At 62.4% G+C, this 21,425-nt stretch carries 22 protein-coding genes; 13 read left to right on the top strand and 9 right to left on the bottom strand.

Going from position 1 to position 21,425, the window contains the following annotated elements; translation table 11 throughout:
* The first annotated feature begins 36 nt into the window (after positions 1-36).
* Positions 37-711: a RadC family protein gene (radC, locus tag LOY34_RS26755; protein ID WP_195885317.1), complete on the top strand. Its 675-nt coding sequence runs from the start codon at positions 37-39 to the stop codon at positions 709-711.
* Here radC and LOY34_RS26750 read toward each other — a convergent pair.
* Positions 708-2,297 carry an ABC transporter substrate-binding protein gene (locus LOY34_RS26750; RefSeq protein ID WP_093378032.1) on the bottom strand — a complete coding sequence of 530 codons (1,590 nt, stop codon included), beginning with the start codon at positions 2,295-2,297 and terminating at the stop codon, positions 708-710. The genes radC and LOY34_RS26750 overlap by 4 nt on opposite strands.
* Positions 2,298-2,659: 362 nt before the next feature.
* On the opposite strand from LOY34_RS26750, the gene rpmB reads away from it, so the two are divergent.
* The gene (rpmB, locus tag LOY34_RS26745; protein ID WP_010225868.1) at positions 2,660-2,896 is read left to right on the top strand and encodes a 50S ribosomal protein L28; all 237 of its coding nucleotides are present in this window, start codon (positions 2,660-2,662) and stop codon (positions 2,894-2,896) included.
* A gap of 11 nt (positions 2,897-2,907) precedes the next feature.
* Entirely contained in the window at positions 2,908-3,063 is a 156-nt protein-coding gene (gene rpmG / locus LOY34_RS26740; protein WP_010225867.1) for a 50S ribosomal protein L33, read from the top strand.
* A gap of 68 nt (positions 3,064-3,131) precedes the next feature.
* On the opposite strand, the gene LOY34_RS26735 is transcribed toward rpmG, so the two are convergent.
* Positions 3,132-3,335 carry an I78 family peptidase inhibitor gene (locus LOY34_RS26735; RefSeq protein WP_195885316.1) on the bottom strand — a complete coding sequence of 68 codons (204 nt, stop codon included), beginning with the start codon at positions 3,333-3,335 and terminating at the stop codon, positions 3,132-3,134.
* A gap of 83 nt (positions 3,336-3,418) precedes the next feature.
* A complete protein-coding gene (locus LOY34_RS26730; protein WP_045199603.1) occupies positions 3,419-3,778 on the bottom strand; it encodes a cupin domain-containing protein in 360 nt (119 codons plus the stop codon).
* A gap of 199 nt (positions 3,779-3,977) precedes the next feature.
* On the opposite strand from LOY34_RS26730, the gene LOY34_RS26725 reads away from it, so the two are divergent.
* Positions 3,978-5,471, top strand: coding sequence for an aldehyde dehydrogenase (locus LOY34_RS26725; protein ID WP_045199605.1), 1,494 nt, complete (start codon positions 3,978-3,980; stop codon positions 5,469-5,471).
* 86 nt (positions 5,472-5,557) lie between these two features.
* Positions 5,558-6,697 (top strand): MFS transporter, encoded by a 1,140-nt coding sequence (locus LOY34_RS26720; RefSeq protein ID WP_045199607.1) that lies wholly within the window; start codon positions 5,558-5,560, stop codon positions 6,695-6,697.
* Here LOY34_RS26720 and LOY34_RS26715 read toward each other — a convergent pair.
* Together LOY34_RS26715 and LOY34_RS26710 are read right to left on the bottom strand one after the other, a co-directional pair.
* Positions 6,694-8,250 carry a phospholipase D family protein gene (locus LOY34_RS26715; protein ID WP_045199609.1) on the bottom strand — a complete coding sequence of 519 codons (1,557 nt, stop codon included), beginning with the start codon at positions 8,248-8,250 and terminating at the stop codon, positions 6,694-6,696. The two genes, LOY34_RS26720 and LOY34_RS26715, sit on opposite strands and share 4 nt — an antisense overlap.
* A 59-nt stretch (positions 8,251-8,309) precedes the next feature.
* Entirely contained in the window at positions 8,310-9,740 is a 1,431-nt protein-coding gene (locus LOY34_RS26710) for a PLP-dependent aminotransferase family protein (RefSeq protein WP_093378042.1), read from the bottom strand.
* 178 nt (positions 9,741-9,918) lie between these two features.
* Here LOY34_RS26710 and LOY34_RS26705 point away from each other — a divergent pair, with 178 nt between their 5' ends.
* Complete coding sequence (locus LOY34_RS26705) at positions 9,919-10,149, top strand: DUF1127 domain-containing protein (protein WP_045199613.1); 231 nt, start codon at positions 9,919-9,921, stop codon at positions 10,147-10,149.
* Here the strand turns inward: LOY34_RS26705 and LOY34_RS26700 are convergent.
* Entirely contained in the window at positions 10,146-11,450 is a 1,305-nt protein-coding gene (locus LOY34_RS26700; protein ID WP_195885315.1) for an FAD-binding oxidoreductase, read from the bottom strand. The two genes, LOY34_RS26705 and LOY34_RS26700, sit on opposite strands and share 4 nt — an antisense overlap.
* 114 nt (positions 11,451-11,564) lie before the next feature.
* Between LOY34_RS26700 and LOY34_RS26695 the strand changes: the two genes are divergently transcribed.
* A complete protein-coding gene (locus LOY34_RS26695; protein WP_038998046.1) occupies positions 11,565-11,918 on the top strand; it encodes a YkgJ family cysteine cluster protein in 354 nt (117 codons plus the stop codon).
* Between the two features lie 3 nt (positions 11,919-11,921).
* Here LOY34_RS26695 and dadR read toward each other — a convergent pair whose 3' ends face one another.
* Positions 11,922-12,410 carry a transcriptional regulator DadR gene (gene dadR, locus LOY34_RS26690; RefSeq protein WP_008366790.1) on the bottom strand — a complete coding sequence of 163 codons (489 nt, stop codon included), beginning with the start codon at positions 12,408-12,410 and terminating at the stop codon, positions 11,922-11,924.
* Positions 12,411-12,566: 156 nt separating this feature from the next.
* Here dadR and dadA point away from each other — a divergent pair, with 156 nt between their 5' ends.
* The 6 genes from dadA to LOY34_RS26660 all read left to right on the top strand — a co-directional run bounded on the left by dadA (position 12,567) and on the right by LOY34_RS26660 (position 18,618).
* Positions 12,567-13,868 (top strand): D-amino acid dehydrogenase, encoded by a 1,302-nt coding sequence (gene dadA / locus LOY34_RS26685; RefSeq protein ID WP_045199621.1) that lies wholly within the window; start codon positions 12,567-12,569, stop codon positions 13,866-13,868.
* A complete protein-coding gene (locus LOY34_RS26680; RefSeq protein ID WP_010225843.1) occupies positions 13,840-14,193 on the top strand; it encodes a RidA family protein in 354 nt (117 codons plus the stop codon). Before dadA ends, LOY34_RS26680 begins: the two co-directional genes overlap by 29 nt.
* Before the next feature lie 96 nt (positions 14,194-14,289).
* Positions 14,290-15,363: an alanine racemase gene (alr, locus tag LOY34_RS26675; protein WP_195885314.1), complete on the top strand. Its 1,074-nt coding sequence runs from the start codon at positions 14,290-14,292 to the stop codon at positions 15,361-15,363.
* A 108-nt stretch (positions 15,364-15,471) separates the two neighbouring features.
* Positions 15,472-16,020 carry a cupin domain-containing protein gene (locus tag LOY34_RS26670; protein ID WP_010225839.1) on the top strand — a complete coding sequence of 183 codons (549 nt, stop codon included), beginning with the start codon at positions 15,472-15,474 and terminating at the stop codon, positions 16,018-16,020.
* 157 nt (positions 16,021-16,177) lie between these two features.
* On the top strand, positions 16,178-16,582 hold the full coding sequence (locus LOY34_RS26665; RefSeq protein ID WP_045199625.1) for a cytochrome c5 family protein: 405 nt from the start codon (positions 16,178-16,180) through the stop codon (positions 16,580-16,582).
* Positions 16,583-16,704: 122 nt separating this feature from the next.
* Positions 16,705-18,618 carry an acetyl-CoA hydrolase/transferase C-terminal domain-containing protein gene (locus LOY34_RS26660; protein ID WP_258664117.1) on the top strand — a complete coding sequence of 638 codons (1,914 nt, stop codon included), beginning with the start codon at positions 16,705-16,707 and terminating at the stop codon, positions 18,616-18,618.
* A 67-nt stretch (positions 18,619-18,685) separates the two neighbouring features.
* Here the strand turns inward: LOY34_RS26660 and LOY34_RS26655 are convergent, their stop codons facing one another.
* Entirely contained in the window at positions 18,686-19,258 is a 573-nt protein-coding gene (locus LOY34_RS26655) for a xanthine phosphoribosyltransferase (protein ID WP_045199628.1), read from the bottom strand.
* Between the two features lie 63 nt (positions 19,259-19,321).
* Positions 19,322-21,331, bottom strand: a complete 2,010-nt coding sequence (gene rep, locus LOY34_RS26650; protein WP_038998055.1) for a DNA helicase Rep — start codon at positions 21,329-21,331, stop codon at positions 19,322-19,324.
* Positions 21,332-21,425 lie beyond the last annotated feature (94 nt).

Below are 21,425 nucleotides of genomic sequence, written 5' to 3'. Positions count from 1 at the left end.
ACCGGGAGCAGTAACCGAAAGACAGAGGGAATTGTCATGAGTATCAGGGATTGGCCTGCGGCGGAGCGCCCGCGGGAAAAACTGCTGGAGTCGGGGGCGGGTAACCTGTCGGATGCCGAGCTGCTGGCGATTTTTTTGCGCACCGGGGTGCGTGGGCGTAGCGCGGTCGACCTGGCCAGGCATCTGCTCGGGCGCTTCGGCAGCCTGCGCGGGCTGCTGGAGGCAGACAGCCGCAGCTTCAATGGCGAGCTCGGCCTGGGCCCGGCAAAGTACGCCCAGTTGCAGGCCGTGCTGGAAATGTCCCGGCGCCACCTGGCCGAGGGCCTGCGGCGCGATTCAGCCCTGCAGAGCCCGCAGGCGGTCAAGGACTACCTCAAGGCGCGCCTGCGCCACGAGCCGCATGAGGTCTTCGGTTGCCTGTTTCTCGACAGCAAGCACCGGGTGCTGGCCTTCGAGGCGCTGTTCCAGGGCTCGATCAACAGCGCCAGCGTCTATCCGCGGCAGGTGATCAAGCGCGCCCTGGCCCATAACGCCGCGGCGTTGATCCTCTGCCACAACCATCCTTCAGGCGTGAGCGAGCCCAGCGATGCCGACCTGGTCCTGACCCGGCGCCTGACCAAAGCGCTGGACATGATCGAAGTGCGCGTGCTCGACCACTTCGTCATCGGCGACGGCGAGCCACTGTCGATGGCCGAGCACGGCTGGCTCTAGCGCGAGGTGCTGACCCCGGCGAAGTCCTGGCGACCGAACGGGCTGACCTGGTAACCCTGGACATCCTTGCGCGCCAGTACGGCGGCGGTCGGGTGGGCCAGGGGCAGCCACAAGGCCTGCTGCTGAATCAGCGTCTGCGCCTGTTGGTACAGACGGCTGCGCACGCTCTGGTCATTGGTGGTCTTGCCGGCGCTGATCAACTGGTCGAGGCGCTGATCGCAGTAACGGGCGAAGTTGGTCCCGGACTTGACCGCCGCGCAGGAAAACTGCGGGCTGAGGAAGTTGTCCGGATCGCCGTTGTCACCGGCCCAGCCCATGAACAGCAGGTCGTGCTCGCCAGCCTTGGCCCGGCGGATCAGCTCGCCCCATTCGATCACGCGGATTTCAGCCTTGATGCCGATCTTGCCCAGGTCGGCCTGCAGCAATTGCGCGCCGAGGCTGGGGTTGGGGTTGAGCAGGCTGCCTTGCGGGCGGGTCCAGATGGTGGTGCTGAAGCCGTCCTTGAGGCCGGCCTTGGCCAGCAGGGCCCGAGCCTTGTCGAGGTTGGCCGGATAGCCTGGCAGGTCCTTGGCGTAGCTCCAGGTGTTGGGCGGATACGGGCCATTGGCGGCGACGGCGGTGCCTTCGAACACGGCCTTGAGGTAGCTGGCCTTGTCGAAGGCGAGGTTGATGGCCTGGCGTACTTCCGGCTTGTCCAGCGGTGCGTGCTGGCTATTGATGGCGACGAAAGCGGTCATGAAGGCTTCGGTCTTTTCCACCTTGAGGGTCGGATCCTCGCTGGCCGCGGCGATATCCAGCGGTTTCGGCGACAGGGCGATCTGGCACTCATTGCGCTTGAGTTTTTGCAGGCGCACGTTGGCATCGGGGGTGATGGCGAAGATCAGCGGGTCGACACCCGGCTTGCCGGCAAAGTAGTCCGGGTTGGCGCGGTAGCGGATCACCGCGTCCTTCTGGAAACGATTGAACACAAACGGCCCGGTGCCGATCGGCTGGCTGTTGAGCTTCTCCGGGGTGCCTGCCTTGAGCAACTGGTCGGCATACTCGGCAGAATAGATCGAGGCAAAGCCCATGCTCAGGGTGGCCAGGAACGTGGCGTCGGGATGGTCGAGGGTAAAGCGCACGGTCAGCGGGTCGACGGCCTCGATCTGCTTGATCAGGCTGGGTAGCTGCAGCGACTGGGCGTGCGGATAGCCGCTCTGGGCGATCTTGTGCCAGGAATGGGCGGGGTAGAGCATGCGCTGAAAACTGAACAGCACGTCGTCGGCATCCAGCGTGCGCCCGGGCTTGAAGTAGCCAGTGCTATGGAACTTTACCCCCGGGCGCAACTTGAACTCATAGATCAGGCCGTCTGGCGAAACCGTCCAGCTTTCGGCCAGGCTCGGCACCACCTGGCCCTGGCGCGCATCGAACTCGACCAGGCGGTTCATCAGTACGTCGGCCGAGGCATTGGTGGTGGTCAGCGAGTTGTACTGGACCACGTCGAAGCCTTCGGGGCTGGCTTCGGTGCACACACTCAGCGCAGCCGCCTGGGCGAAAGCCGGGCCGAGCAAGGTGGCGAACAACAGGGGTAGAGCGGCAGCACGCATGGGGATTCCTTGGCTGATCGATGGCCCATCTGCCAGTGCAGTCTGGAAAAGTCCTACCCTAGTGTGCCGTGAGACAAATGACCATATCCTTTTTTGCCGATCGAGCGACGGGCGGTCGACAGCCGGCCGGGCCAGTGGTTATGCTGGTCCGGCGTGTCGAACAGCAAGTCAAAGCACATCTTCTGTTGTTGTGCTCTGGTCTTTCTGGTATAAAGCAGCGCTCTTTTCTAGGGGCTCGGCTTGTCGCATCTGCTGACCGAGTCGATAAGACCCTGAAGAAACACGGCGCCTGGCGCCAAAGACTGAGAGATTAAGCGGCCAACCCATGCCGGGTTGGGCATGTGGTTTTAGAGGGCTGAGGCATGTCGAGAGTCTGTCAAGTTACCGGTAAGGGTCCGGTAACCGGGAATAACATTTCCCACGCAAACAACAAAACCCGTCGTCGTTTCCTGCCGAACCTGCAGCATCATCGCTTCTGGGTCGAGTCCGAGAAGCGTTTCGTGCGTCTGCGCGTATCTGCCAAAGGCATGCGTATCATCGACAAGCGCGGCATTGATGCCGTTCTGGTCGACATTCGCCGTAACGGCGCTAAGGTCTAAGGGAGAGAATCATGCGTGAATTGATCCGTCTGGTGTCGACCGCTAATACCGGCCACTTCTACACCACCGACAAGAACAAGCGCACCACTCCGGACAAAATCGAAATCAAAAAATTCGATCCGGTTGTTCGCAAGCACGTGATCTACAAGGAAGCCAAGATCAAGTAATTGATCCGGCTGACGAAAAAAGGGCCCGTATCTCAGGATACGGGCCCTTTTTTTATGCCGCTTTGAAATTAGCTGAAGTGAAACGACTGGATGATGCCTTCGTCGTTAGCAATCACCTGGATACGGCTCGGGTCGTACTCGCGGGTGGAGAACTCACCCGCACCGACCACGCGAGCGCGGCCGGTCAGTTCGCTGATGTAGGCCTTGGCACTAGGTACATAGCGGGTGCCGACAAGGTGATTGATGTGTTGCAGGGCTTCTTCGTTGGTCATGGCGTTGCTTCCTTTCATTGAGTACATACCCAATTGGGCAGCGCCATGCTCCGTCGGTCAGGTCCAGCTCGAGTGGTAGTTATTTACTTCTGCTCGAACATCACATAGATCTTGCGGCACGGCTCCAGCACTTCCCAGGTGCCCTTGAAGCCCGCCGGGATCACGAAGCGGTCGCCCGCGCGCAGGGTTTTTGCCCCGCCTGCCTCGTCGCGAAGCACCGAGACGCCTTGAACGATCTCGCAATACTCGTGTTCGGTGTAATTGACGGTCCATTGACCGACTTCGCCTTCCCAGACGCCGGCGGCGAATTGTCCGCAAGGGCTGGCATAGTGGTTATAGACGGCTTGATCCGGTTCGCCCTTGAGTATCTTTTCCGCGGCAGGACGGTAGCGTTCAGCCTCGGTCAGCACTTGGGCGAAGTCGATGATCTGGTCAATGCGCATGATCGGGTCCCCTTTTTGTTGTTTAATAAAATGAACATCAGTAGGTGTTTGGTGTGATTATGTCAAATATATTGAAAATTAGGGCGCCGGTGGTTTAGGGTGGCAGGTGCCTGTGCGCCTGTGTCGCCCAGCCAGAATTTTCGACAGTGCCCCCAAGCCCTCGCGCGGCACTGCACCTTAACAAGAGGAGGAGTTTCGTATGACCACCCTGACTCGTGCGGACTGGGAACAGCGTGCCCAGCAACTGAAGATCGAAGGCCGTGCTTTCATCAATGGTGAATACACCGCTGCCGTTTCCGGCGCCACGTTCGAGTGCCTCAGCCCGGTCGACGGACGCCTCCTGGCGCAGATCGCCAGCTGTGACGAGGCCGACGCCAATCGCGCCGTTGAAAACGCCCGTGCCACCTTCGCCTCCGGCGTCTGGTCGCGCCTGGCCCCGGCCAAGCGTAAGGCCACCATGATTCGTTTCGCCGCGCTGCTCAAGCAGAACGTCGAAGAGCTGGCCCTGCTGGAAACCCTGGACATGGGCAAGCCGATCAGCGACTCGCTGAACATCGACGTGCCAGGCGCCGCCCAGGCCCTGAGCTGGAACGGTGAAGCGATCGACAAGATTTACGACGAAGTCGCCGCTACCCCGCACGACCAGCTCGGCCTGGTGACCCGCGAGCCGGTGGGCGTGGTTGCCGCCATCGTGCCGTGGAACTTCCCGCTGCTGATGGCCAGCTGGAAACTCGGCCCGGCCCTGGCCACCGGTAACTCGGTGGTGCTCAAGCCTTCGGAAAAATCTCCGCTGACTGCCATCCGTATCGCCCAACTGGCGATCGAGGCCGGCATCCCGGCGGGCGTACTCAACGTGCTGCCAGGCTATGGCCACACCGTTGGCAAGGCCCTGGCCCTGCACATGGACGTCGATACCCTGGTGTTCACCGGTTCGACCAAGATCGCCAAGCAGCTGATGATTTACGCGGGTGAGTCGAACATGAAGCGCGTCTGGCTGGAAGCCGGCGGCAAGAGCCCGAACATCGTCTTCGCTGACGCCCCCGACCTCAACGCCGCCGCCGAAGCTGCCGCCAGCGCCATTGCCTTCAACCAGGGCGAAGTCTGCACCGCAGGTTCGCGCCTGCTGGTCGAGCGCTCGATCAAGGACAAGTTCCTGCCGCTGGTGCTCGAAGCACTCAAGGCCTGGAAGCCGGGCAACCCGCTTGACCCAGCTACCACCGTCGGTGCTCTGGTCGATACCCAGCAGATGAACACCGTGCTGTCCTACATTGACGCTGGCCACAGCGATGGTGCCAAGCTGCTGGTGGGCGGCAAGCGCATTCTCGAAGAAACCGGCGGCACCTATGTCGAACCGACCATCTTCGACGGCGTGACCAACGCCATGAAGATCGCCCAGGAAGAGATCTTCGGCCCGGTCCTGTCGGTGATCACCTTCGACACCACCATCGAGGCGATCAACATCGCCAACGACACCCCATACGGCCTGGCTGCCGGTGTGTGGACCGCCGACATCTCCAAGGCGCACCTGACCGCCAAGGCCCTGCGTGCCGGTAGCGTGTGGGTCAACCAGTACGATGGCGGCGACATGACCGCACCGTTCGGCGGCTTCAAGCAGTCGGGCAACGGCCGTGACAAGTCGCTGCACGCGCTGGACAAGTACACCGAGCTGAAGGCGACCTGGATCAAGCTGTAAATCCAGACGGACCTGTCGCGGGGCAAGCCCTCTTCCACAGTGTGGGAGCGGGCTTGCCCCGCGATTTTTTTGCGAGGAAGACGCCGATGCGTTGGGGAACCTATTTCGCCGTGCTGGCGGCCGTGCTCAGTGTCGGCCTGGCCCTGGGCGTCAGTATGCCGCTGGTGTCGTTGCGCCTGGAGGGTTGGGGCTACGGCAGCTTTGCCATTGGTGTGATGGCGGCGATGCCGGCCATTGGCGTGCTGGTCGGTGCCAGCCTGTCCAGCCGTCTGGCCGCGCGTTTTGGTACGCCGGGACTGATGCGCCTGTGCCTGTGGGCAGGGGCGTTGTCTATCGGCTTGCTGGCGTTGCTGCCGAGCTATCCGTTGTGGCTGGCCTTGCGCCTGTTGATCGGGATCATCCTGACTATCGTGTTCATCCTTGGCGAAAGCTGGATCAACCAGCTGGTGGTCGAGCAATGGCGCGGGCGTCTGGTGGCGCTGTATGGCAGCAGTTATGCCTTGAGCCAGTTGGCCGGGCCATTGTTGCTTGGCGTGGTGGGTTCGGAGGATGACCTGGGCTTCTGGATCGGTGCCGGTCTGCTGATTGCCGCGCCATTGGTGCTGCTCGGGCGCGACGGTGCACCGAGTGCCGAAGCCTGCAGCGTGACCTTCACCGACCTGTTCGGTTTCTGCCGGCGATTGCCGGTGATCGCCTGGGCTATTGCCCTGTTTGCTGCCTTCGAGGCGATGATCCTGACCTTGCTGCCGGTTTATTGCCTGCAGCAGGGGTTCACTACCGAAATCGCCCTGTTCATGGTCAGTACCGTGGTGGTCGGTGATGCGCTGCTGCAACTGCCGATCGGCGCACTGGCCGACCGCATGTCGCGGCGCACGCTGTTCAGTGGCTGTGCCTTGACGCTGCTGGCTTCGAGCCTGGCAATCCCGCTGGCGCTGCAAACGCCGCTGATCTGGCCTTTGTGGGTGTTGTTCGGCGCCAGTGCCGGCGGCCTGTTCACCTTGTCGCTGGTGCTGATTGGCGAACGCTACCGCGACGACGCACTGGTGCGCGCCAATGCTCATGTTGCGCAGCTGTGGGGCATCGGTTGCCTGATCGGACCGCTGGCGGCAGGGGCGGGCAGCCAATGGGTCAGCGGGCATGCGCTGCCGCTGTTCATGGCCGTGGGGGCCTTTGGCCTGGTGCTGCTCGCGCGGCGGCCCAATGCTTTTGAGCCGGCGCCGGTCTAGAGCATCTTCTCCAGGCCCACAGCCTTGCTGATCCAGGCGTTGAAGCGCCGCCACAGACCGCCGGGCTCGGTGGTCAGGGTGTGCAGGCGGTGGTTGTCCTCGGTCACCCAGACCAGCTGGCCATCGACCAATTGTGGCTGGTAGCTGACCGCCGGGGCCATACCCTGGGCGGCTAGCTCGCGGGTGTATTCGGCCAGTTCCGGGCTGTCGACCAACACCCCGACCTCGGTGTTCCACAGCACCGAGCGCGGGTCGAAGTTGAACGAGCCAATGAAGGTCTTCTTGCGGTCGAAGACGATCGCCTTGCTGTGCAGGCTCGAGTCCGAGCTGCCATGAAAGCGCAAGCCGCGGCGCGAGCCCGGATCGCCTGGCTGGCGGCGTAGTTCATACAGGTGCACGCCGTGCTCGAGCAGTGCCTTGCGATAGGGTGCATAGCCGCCATGCACCGCCGGCACATCGGTGGCTTCCAGTGAATTGGTCAGCAATTTTACCGATACGCCTTTGTCGGCATGGCTGGTCAGGTAGAGCAGGCCGGACTCGCGGGGCACGAAATAGGCCGAGATCAGGATCAGCTCGTGCTGGACGTTGTTCAGGTCAGGTGCCAGCTGTTGGGTCATCAGCAGTTGCGGGTCCGGCTCGTCACGGGCCAGTACCTTGCTCGGCGCGTCCCAGAGCGCCTGGTTATGGGCCCAGATCAGCTCGTTGCGCCACACGTCGAGGCGCGGTCGGGCTTGATAGGCCATCAGCCGCTCATACAGAGCCTTGCGCTTGACCCGCGCATCGGCCAGTGACGCCTCAAGGCGCTGGCGGCTGTTGCGCAGGTCGTCGGCATCGGGTTGGGTGAACAGAAAATCGCCAATCGGCCTGCTCAGCGCGCTGTTCCAGTACTGGTCGAAACTGTGCCCCAGCTGTTCGGCCACCGGGCCGACGCCGAGCAGGTCGATGTCAGTAAAGTTGAGGTTGGGTTCGGCATCGAAATACTCATCGCCCAGGTTGCGCCCCCCGACAATGGCCATGCTGTTGTCCACCAGCCACAGCTTGTTGTGCATTCGCCGGTGCTGCAACGACAGGTTGAACAGCCGGCCCATGGCCCGGGTTACGCCAGTGCTGCGGCCCAGGTGCAAGGGGTTGAACACGCGGATGTGAATGTTCGGATGCGCGGCCAGGGTGCCGATCATTTCGTCGAGGCCATCGCTGGTGGTGTCGTCGAGCAGGATGCGCACGCGCACCCCGCGGTCGGCGGCCTGCAGCAGCTCGTGCACCAGCGCGCGGGTGCTGAGGCCGTCGTGGACGATGTAGTACTGCAGGTCGATGCTCGACTGGGCGTTGCGAATCAGCTCGGCGCGGGCGCGGAAGGCTTCGTTGCTGTTGGGCAGCAGGCGAAAGCCGGAACGCCCGTCATAGGCCGAGGCCTGGCGCTGCACTGAACGGCCAAAGGCCGAGTCACTGGCCGGCAGCGCCTGGCTGACTTCCCGTGGCTGGCTGACGCTGGCGCAGCCGCCCAGGCCGAGCAGTAGCGACAGCAGTAGTGGCAGCACCCGCTGGCTTTTCAAAAAGATCGTCCTGTTACAACTGAGGCGTAAGAATATGGACCGCGAGCGGCGGCGCAAAGTTACCCGGCGCCGTGCTCCTGGGCCAGTAGACGAATGGCGGTTTCGCCAACCTTGCGCACTGCCGCTTCGATTTCGGCACTGGGGCGTGCGGCGAAGTTCATCCGCAGGCAGTTACGGTACTTGCCCGAGGCCGAGAAAATACTGCCGACAGCAATCTGCACGCCCTGCCCAAGTAAAGCCCGGTTCAGGCGCAGCGTGTCGAAACTTTCCGGCAATTCCACCCACAGCATGAAACCACCCTGGGGCCGGCTGGCGCGGGTGCCCGGTGGAAAGTAGCGGGTAACCCAGTCGCTCATCTGGTCGCGCCCGCGCTGGTACTGGCTGCGCATGCGCCGCAGGTGCGGCTGGTAGTGGCCGCCTTCGATGAAGTCGGCAATTGCCAGTTGCGGCTGGGTGGCGGTGCAGCCGGTGCTGATGTACTTCATGTGCAGCACCCGCTCCAGATACCGCCCCGGGGCCGCCCAGCCAATGCGCAGGCCTGGCGCCAGGGTCTTGGAGAACGAGCTGCAGAGCAGCACTCGACCGTCTTCGTCGAACGACTTGATGGTCCGCGGTCTGGGATAGGTGTAGGCAAGGTCGCCATACACATCGTCTTCCAGGATCGCTACGTCGAAGCGTTGCGCCAGGGTCAGCAAGGCCTTCTTGCGCGCCTCGGGCATGATGTAGCCGAGCGGGTTGTTGCAGTTCGGGGTGATCTGGATGAGCTTGATCGGCCACTGCTCCAGGGCCAGTTCCAGGGCTTCGAGGCTGATCCCGGTGAGCGGGTCGGTGGGGATCTCCAGGGCCTTCATGCCCAGGCCCTTGAGGGTTTGCATGGCGCCATGAAAGCTGGGCGAATCCACCGCGACGATATCGCCGGGCTGGCACACCGCGCGGATGCTGCTCGACAGCGCCTCGTGGCAGCCGGTAGTCACCACCAGGTCGGCCGGGCTGACAGTGCAGCCTGAGTCGAGCATCAGCCGGGCGATCTGCTCGCGCAGGGCGCGGGTGCCAGAGATGGTGTCGTAATACAGGCCGGGCATGTCCTGGCGCCGGCTGAGCTGGGCCAGGCTGCGAAGCAGCGGCTTGAGAGTCGGGCTGTCGATATCGGGCATGCCGCGGCCCAGTTGCACCACGTTTTTATTCGGCTCGCTGCGGATCAGCTCGATGACCTGCTCCCATTGGGAAATATCCACCGGCCGTTGTGCCGGGCGGCTGACATCGGGGAGGGCGGGCAGGCTGCGGTTGTTGGGCACGAAGTAGCCGGATTTTGGCCGTGGTGCGGCCAGGCCGTTGTCTTCCAGCAGGCGATAGGCCTGCTGCACCGTGCTCAGGCTGACACCATGTTCGATGCTCAGGGCGCGTACCGAAGGCAAGCGGTCGCCGGGACGGTATAGGCCTTGTTCGATACGGGCACCGAGCAGCTCGGCGAGGTTGATGTACAACGTCATGGCATACTCCGGAAAACGACTACAGCAACAGACCAATACAGATGAGGAAAAAATACAGCATTCAGTAGGAAATCTGCCAATTCTGTATGGAAATAATAGTCGGTCTTTGGATCTGTAATGGTTTTGCCTTGACGCGCATGCTTTCTCCACGGTTCACACACCCTGGAGGTAACAAGCAATGAGCGGCATGAGCGATGTGCGCCTGAAACTGTATGCCGAAGAACTGAGCCGCGAGCAGCGTACCCAGCTGTTCAGTGCGCCCACCGGTCTCAGTCGCTGGGGCCTGATGGCGCACCGTTGGCATACCCGCAGGGCACTACTGGCGCTGGACGCAGCGCAACTGCGCGACGTCGGCCTGACTCCTGAGCAGGCCCGTGAGGAAGGCTTGAAGCCGTTCTGGCGGTCTTAGACCAGCTCTTTCATCCGATGCCAGAGCATGCCCAGGGCCAGCAGCGGCGAGCGTAGGTGTTTACCGCCCGGGAAGGTGATGTGCGGCACCCGCGCGAACAAGTCGAAGCGCCCGCTGTGCTGGCCACTGATGGCTTCACCGAGCAGCCTGCCGGCCAGGTGCGTGGCATTCAGGCCATGGCCGGAATACGCTTGGGCGAAGTACACGTTGGGCTGGTTGGGTAGGCGGCCGATCTGCGGCAGGCGATTGGCACCGATGCCGATCATTCCGCCCCATTGATAGTCGATGCGCACATCGGCGAGCTGCGGGAACACCTTGAGCATTTTCGGCCGCATGTAGGCGGCGATGTCTTGCGGATCGCGTCCGGAGTAATGACAGGCACCGCCAAACAGCAGCCGGCGATCGGCCGACAGACGGTAGTAATCGAGGGCCACGCGCTGGTCGCAGACGGCCATGTTTTGCGGCAGCAACTGGCTGGCCTGGGCTTCGCTCAGAGGCTCGGTGGCGATGATGTAGCTGCCGGCGGGCAGCACCTTGCCACCGAGTTCGGGGTTCAGGTCGTTAAGGTAGGCGTTGCAACCGAGCACCAGGGTGCTGGCCAATACCGAACCTTGCGCGGTGTGCACGCGCACCTGCTGGCCATAGTCGATGCGCGTCACCGCAGACTGCTCGAACAGGCGCACGCCCAGCTTGCCAGCCACCACGGCCTCGCCCAGGGCCAGGTTGAGCGGGTGCAAATGCCCGGAGCCCATGTCGATCAAGCCGCCAACGTAGCGGTCCGAGCCGACCACGCTGTGCATCTGCTCCGGCGCTACCAGACGTAGCTCGTGGCGATAGCCAAGGTTGCGCAGTTCTTCGGCATCCTCGGCGAAACCTTGCAGGTCGCGCGGTTTGTTGGCCAGGTCGCAGTAACCCCAGGTCAGGTCGCACTCTATGCTGTGCCGCTCGATACGCTCGCGGACGATGTCTACCGCTTCCAGGCCCATTAGCTTGAGCTCGCGCACGCCGTCGCAACCAAGGATCGACGTGAACTGCTCAAGGCCGTGGCCGACGCCACGAATAAGCTGCCCGCCGTTACGCCCACTGGCGCCCCAGCCGATTTTGCGCGCTTCCAGCAGGATCACATTGAGGCCGCGCTCGGCCAGTTCGATCGCCGTGTTCAGCCCGGAAAAACCACCGCCGACAATACAGACGTCGCAACTCAGTTCGCCCTGCAGCTGTGGATAATCCGCTTGTGGGACGCTGCTGGCAGCGTAGTAGGAAGCGGTGTGCGAGGCGGGCTGCTGAACGCCGGCGTTCATGGCGATGTCCTGGTTCTGAGTGTTTGGAAAATTTTACGCAGGATAAGCTGCGCTTTCAGGGGTGGGCAACCGTAGGGCAAAATAGAGCGCCAGACTTCTTTGCCGCAGGCCGCCATGAGTTGCAACAGCCACAAGATCCGCTTCCTGCGCGAGCAGATCCCGTCGTTTGAATGTGTGCCGGGCTGTCACGACTGTTGCGGGCCGGTCACCACTTCGTCAGAAGAAATGGCCCGCCTGCCGCGCAAGAGCGCCGCCGAGCAGGAAGCCGCGCTGGCGGAACTGAACTGCGTGCACCTGGGCCCCAACGGTTGCACCGTGTACGAAGAGCGGCCGCTGATCTGCCGCCTGTTCGGTACCACGCCGAAGCTGCCATGCCCCAATGGCCGCGGCCCGGCCGAGATGATCGATCCGCAGGCCGAGAAGCTGGTCCACCAGTACATCGCCAGCACCCGCCAGGTGCTGGTCTGAACCTCAGTCCGGAATCGGCAGGTTGAGGCTTTCCTTCACCTCTTCCATGACGATGTAGCTCTTCGACTCGCGCACATGCGGCAGCTTGAGCAGGATGTCGCCAAGCAGCTTGCGGTACGAGGCCATCTCGGAAATCCGCGCCTTGACCAGGTAATCGAAGTCGCCCGAGACCAGGTGACACTCGAGCACGTGCGGCAACTTCAGCACGGCACGTCGGAACTCTTCGAAAGTGTCGCCCGACTTGTAGTCGAGGCTGATCTCGACGAACACCAGCAGGCTGCCCTTCAAATGCTGCGGATTGAGCCGGGCGTTGTAGCCCATGATGATCCCTTCGCGCTCCAGGCGCCGGACCCGCTCGGTGCAGGGGGTGGTCGACAGGCCGACCTTTTCGCCCAGTTCAGTAAACGAGATGCGTCCATCGGCCTGCAGGATGCGCAGGATATTGCGGTCGATCTTGTCCAGTTCACGCTTGCTTTGGTGCTGGGTTCTCATAGTGGATGCCCCTCCGTAAAAGCCAACCTTGCCGAGAATTCTCGCCAAATATAGGCTTTTATATAGTGAAAAGCACTGGTCATACCTTCCTATACTGCGCGCATCTACGCCATTAACAACAAATGTCAGCGGTACGCTGCGTCGAGGGTAATAAACATGCGAGTTCTGGTACTTGGTAGCGGTGTGATCGGAACCGCCAGTGCCTACTATCTGGCACGGCAAGGGTTCGAAGTCGTCGTGGTCGACCGTCAACCGGCAGTCGCCATGGAAACCAGCTTTGCCAACGCCGGCCAGGTCTCGCCTGGTTACGCTTCGCCCTGGGCTGCCCCGGGCGTGCCGCTCAAGGCCATCAAGTGGCTGCTGGAGCGCCACGCGCCCCTGGCCATCAAGGCCACCGCCGACATCGACCAGTACCTGTGGATGGCGCAAATGCTGCGCAACTGCACCGCCAACCGTTACGCGGTGAACAAGGAGCGCATGGTGCGCCTGTCCGAGTACAGCCGTGACTGCCTCGACGAGCTGCGCGCCGAAACCGGCATTGCCTACGAAGGCCGTACCCTGGGTACTACCCAGCTGTTCCGCACCCAGGCGCAACTGGACAACGCCGCCAAGGACATCGCCGTCCTCGAGCAGTCCGGCGTGCCGTACGAAGTCCTCGACCGCGAAGGCATTGCCCGCGTCGAGCCGGCCCTGGCCAACGTGACCGATATCCTTGCCGGCGCCCTGCGCCTGCCCAACGACCAGACTGGCGATTGCCAGCTGTTCACTACCCGCCTGGCGGAAATGGCGATCAAGCTGGGTGTCGAGTTCCGCTTTGGCCAGGACATTCAACGCCTGGACTACGCCGGTGATCGCATCAACGGTGTATGGATCGACGGCAAGCTGGAAACCGCCGACCGCTACGTGCTGGCCCTGGGCAGCTACTCGCCGCAGTTGCTCAAGCCGTTGGGCATCAAGGCCCCGGTCTACCCGCTCAAAGGCTACTCGCTGACCGTGCCGATCACCGATCCGGCCATGGCCCCGACCTCGACCATTCTCGACGAAACCTACAAGGTCGCGATCACCCGTTTCGACAACCGCATCCGCGTCGGCGGCATGGCTGAAATCGCCGGTTTCGACCTGTCGCTGAACCCGCGTCGGCGCGAAACCCTGGAGATGATCGTCAACGACCTTTATCCTCGTGGCGGCGACCTGAGCCAGGCCAGTTTCTGGACCGGCCTGCGCCCGACCACCCCGGACGGTACGCCGATCGTCGGTGCTACCCCGTTCCGTAACCTGTTCCTCAACACCGGTCACGGTACCCTGGGTTGGACCATGGCCTGCGGTTCCGGTCGCCTGCTGGCCGACCTGATTGCGCGCAAGAAGCCGCAAATCAGCGCTGAAGGCCTCGATATCTCTCGCTACGGAAAACACCAGGAGCCTGCCAAGCATGTCAGTCCAGCGCCAGCTCACCAATGAGCGCATGAGCCAGATCGTTACCCACAACGGCACCGTGTACCTCGCGGGCCAGGTCGGTGACGACATGAACGCCGGGATCGAGCAGCAAACCCGCGAGACCCTGGCCAACATCGAGCGCCTGCTGGACCTGGCCGGCACCGACAAGAGCCGCCTGCTTTCGGTGACCATCTATCTCAAGGACATCGACGCGCATTTTCAGGGCATGAACGCGGTGTGGGACAAGTGGCTGCCAAAAGGCGTCGCCCCGGCCCGTGCCACCGTTGAAGCCAAGCTATGCGAGCCGGAAATCCTTATCGAGCTGTCGGTGGTCGCCGCACTGCCGTAATACCCGATCCCTCACCCGGTGCCGCCGGCGGCCGACCAGCTGCCTTCGAGCACCGGGCTTTTTACTTCTAACCAGACTGCCCAGAAGGCTGCCGTCATGCGTCCCGCCCGTGCCCTGATCGATCTTCAAGCCCTGCGTCACAACTATCAACTTGCCCGCGAACTGACCGGAGCCAAAGCCCTGGCCGTGATCAAGGCCGATGCCTATGGTCACGGTGCCGTGCGTTGCGCCCTGGCCCTGGAGCAGCACGCCGATGGTTTTGCCGTGGCCTGCATCGAAGAGGCGCTGGAGCTGCGCGCAGCCGGGATCAAGCCGCCGGTGCTGTTGCTCGAAGGCTTCTTTGAAGCCAGCGAACTGCAACTGATCGCCGAGCATGACCTGTGGTGCGTGGTGCATTCGCTGTGGCAACTGGAGGCTATCGAACAGGCGCACCTGAGCAAGCCGATTACAGTCTGGCTCAAGCTCGACTCGGGCATGCACCGGGTTGGCCTGCATGCCAAGGACTACCAGGCCGCGTACCAGCGCCTGCTGGCCAGCGGCAAGGTTGCGCGTATCGTGCTGATGAGCCACTTCGCCCGTGCCGATGAGCTCGACAGCGAGGCCAGCAACGAACAACTGGCGGTATTCCAGGCCGCACGCCAGGGCTTGAGCGCCGAGGTCAGCCTGCGCAACTCGCCGGCCGTGCTCGGTTGGCCGAACATGCCCAGCGACTGGGTGCGCCCGGGCCTGATGCTGTACGGCGCCACGCCGTTCGAAGTGCCCCAGGCTCAAGCGGCGCGCCTGCAGCCGGTGATGACCGTGCAATCACGGGTGATCAGCGTGCGTGAGCTGCCAGCCGGCGAGCCGGTAGGCTACGGTGCCAAGTTTGTCAGCCCGCGGCCGACCCGGGTTGGTGTGGTGGCCATGGGTTACGCCGATGGCTACCCGCGCCAGGCGCCAAACGGTACGCCGGTGCTGGTGGCCGGCAAACGTACCCAGCTGATTGGCCGGGTATCGATGGACATGCTCTGCATTGACCTCACCGACGTGCCTGAAGCGGGCCTCGGCAGCCCGGTGGAGCTGTGGGGTAAAAACGTGCTGGCCAGCGAAGTGGCCATGCACGCTGGCAACATCCCTTACCAGATTTTCTGCAACCTCAAGCGCGTAACGCTGGACTACAGCGGCGATTAAGGCGCCAAAGCGGACAGGCTGCGGGTCGAAGTGTTGTAAATACTGAACGCTGTTGCGATGATAACGTTCAATTTCGACCCCACTCGTTCGTTTAGGAGGGCTCCAGCTTTGGACGTCGGTGAACGACTGCAAGCCATACGCAAGCTCAAGGGCCTGTCACAGCGTGAACTCGCCAAACGTGCGGGCGTCACCAACAGCACCATCTCGATGATCGAGAAGAACAGCGTCAGCCCTTCCATCAGCTCGTTGCGCAAGGTGTTGAGCGGTATTCCGATGTCCATGGTCGAGTTCTTTTCCGAAGAGCTGCAACCGGAAAACCCCACCCAGATCGTCTACAAAGCTCACGAGCTGATCGACATTTCGGACGGCGCGGTGACCATGAAGCTGGTCGGCAAGGCGCACCCGAGCCGGGCCATTGCCTTTCTCAACGAGGTTTACCCACCGGGTGCCGACACCGGCGAAGAAATGCTCACCCACGACGGCGAAGAGACCGGCATCCTTCTTGAAGGTCGTCTCGAACTGGTAGTAGGCCTGGAAACTTTCATCCTCGAAGCGGGCGACAGCTACTATTTTGAAAGTACCAAGCCGCACCGTTTCCGCAATCCTTACGATGAGCCGGCCCGGCTGATCAGCGCGGCGACTCCGGCCAACTTCTAGCGGGTATTGCGCGGCGGATTGTCGCGGCTAAGACCCTTTGGACACTAGGGTTGTTTCGGTGAGGCAGGGTTCCCGTTATACTTGCGCCGCCTGCGAAACCGTGGCCGCGGGCGTGACTAGCCACCATGAGGGTGTACGCGTGAATCTAATCAAGAAAATGCTGGCCGTACCAGCTGCCGTATTGGCCCTTTGGGCAGTCAGCGCTCAAGCTGCGACCAACGACGACATCGCCAAGCGACTGGAACCGGTCGGCCAGGTGTGTGTTCAGGGGCAGGAATGCAAGGGAATGGAAGTCGCAGCCTCCGCTGCTGGCGGCGGTGCCAAGACCCCGGATGAAATCATCGCCAAGCACTGCAATGCTTGCCATGGCAGCGGCCTGCTCGGCGCGCCGAAAATCGGCGATACCGCCGCCTGGAAAGAGCGCTCCGACCACCAGGGTGGTCTGGACGGCATCCTCGCCAAGGCCATTACCGGCATCAACGCCATGCCGCCGAAAGGCACCTGCGCCGACTGCTCGGATGACGACCTGATGGGCGCCATCAAGAAGATGTCCGGCCTGTAAGCCCAGCGCTTGCCCAACAAAGCCCGCCACGTGCGGGCTTTGTGCTTTTTAGCGCTGGCCAGCGCAGCAATCTGGCGGCATGCTCGGTCCAACCTGTTCAAGGAATGCCACAGGAGGCCGCGATGGCGTACAGCTGTTCGATCGACGATGCCGTAGACCAGGTGCTGGCGCGCCTGCCCGCGCATATCCACATGGGCCTGCCGCTGGGGCTGGGCAAGCCCAACCGCTTCGTCAACGCCCTGTATGCGCGAATCCGCCAATTGCCCGAGCGGCAGCTGACCATCTACACCGCTTTGAGCCTGGGCCGCCCGGACCTGGGCGACGGCTTGCAGCGGCGCTTTCTTGAGCCCTTCATCGAGCGGGTGTTCGCCGACTACCTTGAGCTGGACTACCTGCACGACCTGCGCCGCGACCAGTTGCCGGCCAACATCCGTGTCGAGCAGTTCTTCATGCAACCCGGCAGCCTGTTGCACAGCACCATGGCCCAGCAGGACTACGTCAGCAGCAACTACAGCCACGCCGCCCGCGATATCAACGCCAAGGGCTTGAACCTGGTGGCGCAGCTGGTAGCCGAAGATCCGGAACATCCCGGCCAGTTGAGCCTGAGCTGCAACCCGGACATCACCCTCGACCTGCTGCCAATGATTGCCCGCCGCCGGGCAGCCGGCGAAACCATCCTCATGCTCGGCCAGGTGCATGCCGAACTGCCGTACATGCCGGGCGCGTCCGAGCTGCCCCGCAATGACTTCGACCTGCTGATCGACCGCCCGGAAAACACCCGGTTGTTCTCCACGCCGAACATGCCGGTGACCACCCAGGACCATTTCATCGGCCTGCATGCCAGCACCCTGGTGCGCGATGGCGGCACCCTGCAGATCGGCATTGGTGCCATGGGCGATGCGCTGACCGCAGGGTTGCTGGCGCGACAGGCTGACAGCGAGGCGTACCAGGCATTGCTGGCAGATATCAACCTGACGCCCTGGCATAGCCTGATCGAACGCGAAGGCGGCCTCCAGCCCTTTTCCCGCGGCCTGTACGGCTGCAGCGAAATGTTCGTCAACGGCCTGCTGGCACTGGTCGAATCTGGAATCATCCGCCGCCCGGTGTACCCGGACGAGTCGCGCCAGCAGGCGGCCAACAACGGCGAGCTGGATGACCAGGGTGTGCTGGTGCATGGCGGCTTCTTTCTTGGCCCTCAGGCGTTTTACCAGCGCCTGCGGGAAATGCCGCCAAGCCAGCGCAAACGCTTCGCCATGAGCGCCATCAGCTACATCAACGAGCTGTATGGCCAGGAGTCGCTCAAGCGCCTGCAGCGCCGGGATGCGCGCTTTATCAATACAGTGTTCACCATGACCTTGATGGGCGCCGGGGTCGCCGACCAGCTGGAAGACGGCCGGGTGCTCAGCGGGGTCGGCGGGCAGTACAACTTCGTTGCCCAGGGCCATGCCCTGGAAGGCGCGCGTTCGATCCTGCTGCTGCGCAGCTGGCGTGAGTCAGGCGGGGAGGTCAGTTCCAACCTGGTCTGGGAATACGGTCATTGCACCATTCCCCGCCACCTGCGCGATATCGTCGTCACCGAATACGGAATCGCCGACCTGCGCGGGCAGACCGATGCTGAGGTGATTGCCCGTTTGCTGGCGATCACGGACTCGCGCTTTCAGCCCGAACTGATCGAGCGGGCGCAGAAAGCTGGCAAGTTGCCCAAGGACTTTTGCCTGGCCCCGCGCTTCAGCGACAACACCCCGCAGCGTTTGCAGGCGCTGCGTGACCGCCACGCACGGTTGTTCCCCGAGTATCCGCTGGGCAGTGATTTCACCGCCGAGGAGCGCGATTTGCTGCGGGCGCTGAACTGGCTCAAGAGCAAGTTCAAGTTGAGCGAGGTGCTGGAGCTGGGCAAGGCGGCGCTGGATGCACCGGCGCCCGAGGCGTTTCCTGCGCAGTTGGCGCGGATGAACCTGGCGCAGCCGCAGGGGCTGAAGGAAGATCTGTATCAGCGGCTGTTGCTGGCGGGGTTGCAGGCGACAGCTTTTAACTGATCGCGGGGCAAGCCCGCTCCTACAGGCTGGTAGGAGCGGGCTTGCCCCGCGAAAAAGTCGGCGTTGATTACTCGATGAAAGTAACCACGCCATCTTTCAGCGACTTGACCCGGGCCAGCGATTCAACGCGGTAGCCCTGGCTGTCCAGCTCGGCGCGACCGCCCTGGAACGATTTCTCGATGACGATACCCAGGCCGGCAACAGTGGCGCCGGCTTGCTTGATGATCGAGATCAGCGCCTGGGAGGCTTTGCCGTTGGCCAGGAAGTCGTCGATCACCAGCACGCGGTCGCTGCTGTTGAGGTGGCGCGGGGAGATCGCCACGGTGTTCTCAGTCTGCTTGGTGAAGGAATACACCGAAGCCACCAGCAGGTTTTCGGTCAGGGTCAGCGACTGGTGCTTGCGCGCGAAAATCACCGGGACGCCCAGTTTTAGGCCGGTCATCACCGCCGGGGCAATGCCCGAGGCTTCGATGGTGACGATCTTGGTGATGCCCGAATCGGCAAACCGGCGGGCGAACTCGTCGCCAATCAGTTGCATCAGCGCAGGGTCGATCTGATGGTTGAGAAACGCATCGACTTTGAGAACCTGATCGGAAAGCACGATGCCTTCTTCGCGAATCTTCTGGTGCAGTGCTTCCACTGTGGTATTTCCTCGATGTAGCAAGAGTGGCCACGGCAATACGCCGCAGCAAAGGTTGATTATCTAACGTTTGAGCATGGCACGGATATCGGCCAGTGCGTTGTTGCCGCGAGCGGCCTTCACTTCGGTTGGCGCGTCGTCCAGGCCCTCCCAGGCCAGGTCGTCGTCGGGCAACTCGTCCAGGAAGCGGCTCGGCGAGCAATCGATGATTTCGCCGTACTGCTTGCGCTTGGCAGCAAAGGTGAAGGCCAGGGTCTGACGTGCGCGGGTAATCCCGACGTAGGCCAGGCGCCGTTCTTCTTCGATAGTGTCGGCTTCGATGCTGGAACGGTGCGGGAGGATTTCCTCCTCCATGCCCATGATGAACACGTAGGGGAACTCCAGGCCCTTGGAGGCGTGCAGGGTCATCATCTGCACGCCTTCGGCGCCGTCTTCCTCTTCCTGCTGGCGCTCGAGCATGTCGCGCAAAACCAGCTTGCCGATGGCCTCTTCGATGGTCATGCCGCCGTCTTCGTCTTTCTCGAGGGTGTTCTTCAGCGCCTCGATCAGGAACCAGACGTTGCTCATGCGAAAATCCGCGGCCTTGTCGCTGGAGCTGTTGGTGCGAATCCAGTTTTCGTAGTCGATGTCCATGATCATGCTGCGCAGGGCTGCGATCGGGTCTTCCAGGGCAACCTGTTCGCGGACCTTGTCCATCCAGCGCTTGAAGCGCTGCAGGCGGTCGGTATAACGGCTGTCCAGGTGCTCGCCAAGGCCCAGCTCCTCGCTGGCGGCATACATCGAAACCTTGCGCTCGGTGGCGTAGTTGCCGAGTTTTTCCAGGGTGGTCGAGCCGATTTCCCGGCGCGGTACGTTGATCACCCGCAGGTAGGCGTTGTCATCGTCCGGATTTACCAGCAGGCGGAAGTAGGCCATCAGGTCTTTAACTTCCTGGCGTCCGAAGAAGCTGTTGCCGCCGGACAGGCGATACGGCACCTGGTGGTGCTGCAGCTTCAGCTCGATCAGCTTGGCCTGGTAGTTGCCCCGGTAAAGAATGGCGAAGTCACTGTAGGGCCGGTCGGTGCGCAGGTGCAGGCTGAGGATTTCCATGGCTACCCGTTCGGCCTCGGCTTCCTCGTTCTTGCAGCGGATCACGCGGATCTCGTCGCCGTGGCCCATCTCGCTCCACAGCTGCTTTTCGAAGGCATGCGGGTTGTTCGAGATGAGCACGTTGGCGCAGCGCAAAATGCGGCTGGTGGAGCGGTAGTTCTGCTCGAGCATCACCACTTTCAGCGACGGGTAGTCGTCCTTGAGCAGCATCAGGTTCTCGGGCCGCGCGCCGCGCCAGGCGTAGATCGACTGGTCGTCGTCGCCAACCACGGTGAACTGGTTGCGCGTGCCGATCAGCATCTTCACCAGCAGGTACTGGCTGGCGTTGGTGTCCTGGTATTCGTCGACCAGCAGGTAACGGACCTTGTTCTGCCACTTTTCGAGGACATCGGGGTTGTCCTGGAACAGCTTGACCGGCAGCAGGATCAGGTCGTCGAAGTCCACCGCGTTGAACGCCCGCAGGGTGCGCTGGTAGTGCGCATAGACCACCGCGGCGGTCTGCTCCTTGGGGTTGCGGGCGTTTTCCAGGGCTTCGGGTGGCAGGATCAGGTCGTTCTTCCAGGCGCCGATCATGTTCTTGATCTCGTCGACACCGTCGTCGCCCGAGTATTCCTTCTGCATGATGTCGGTCATCAGGGCTTTGACATCGGTCTCGTCGAAAATCGAGAAGCCCGGTTTGAAGCCCAGCCGTTCATGCTCCTTGCGGATGATGTTCAGGCCCAGGTTGTGGAAGGTCGACACGGTCAGGCCGCGGCCTTCGCCCTTGCGCAGCAGGGTGCCGACCCGCTCTTTCATCTCCCGCGCGGCCTTGTTGGTGAAGGTCATGGCCACGATGTACTGGGCACGGATGCCGCAGTTCTGGATCAAGTGCGCGATCTTGCGGGTGATCACGCTGGTTTTGCCGGAGCCTGCACCGGCGAGCACCAAAAGAGGGCCGCCGACGTAGTTCACGGCTTCTTGTTGCCGGGGGTTGAGTCGGGACATGACGAAAACCGGGGACGCTAGAAAAATAGCCGGGCATTTTAGCAGGGGTAGAAAGTTTCTGCCGCGACCGTCTGACAGTGTGACGTACCACGCG

The organism is Pseudomonas sp. B21-009, from assembly GCF_024749345.1.
Classification (GTDB): domain Bacteria; phylum Pseudomonadota; class Gammaproteobacteria; order Pseudomonadales; family Pseudomonadaceae; genus Aquipseudomonas.
The sequence above is the reverse complement of the archived record's forward strand: the minus strand, read 5'-3'. Positions and strand labels throughout refer to the sequence as shown.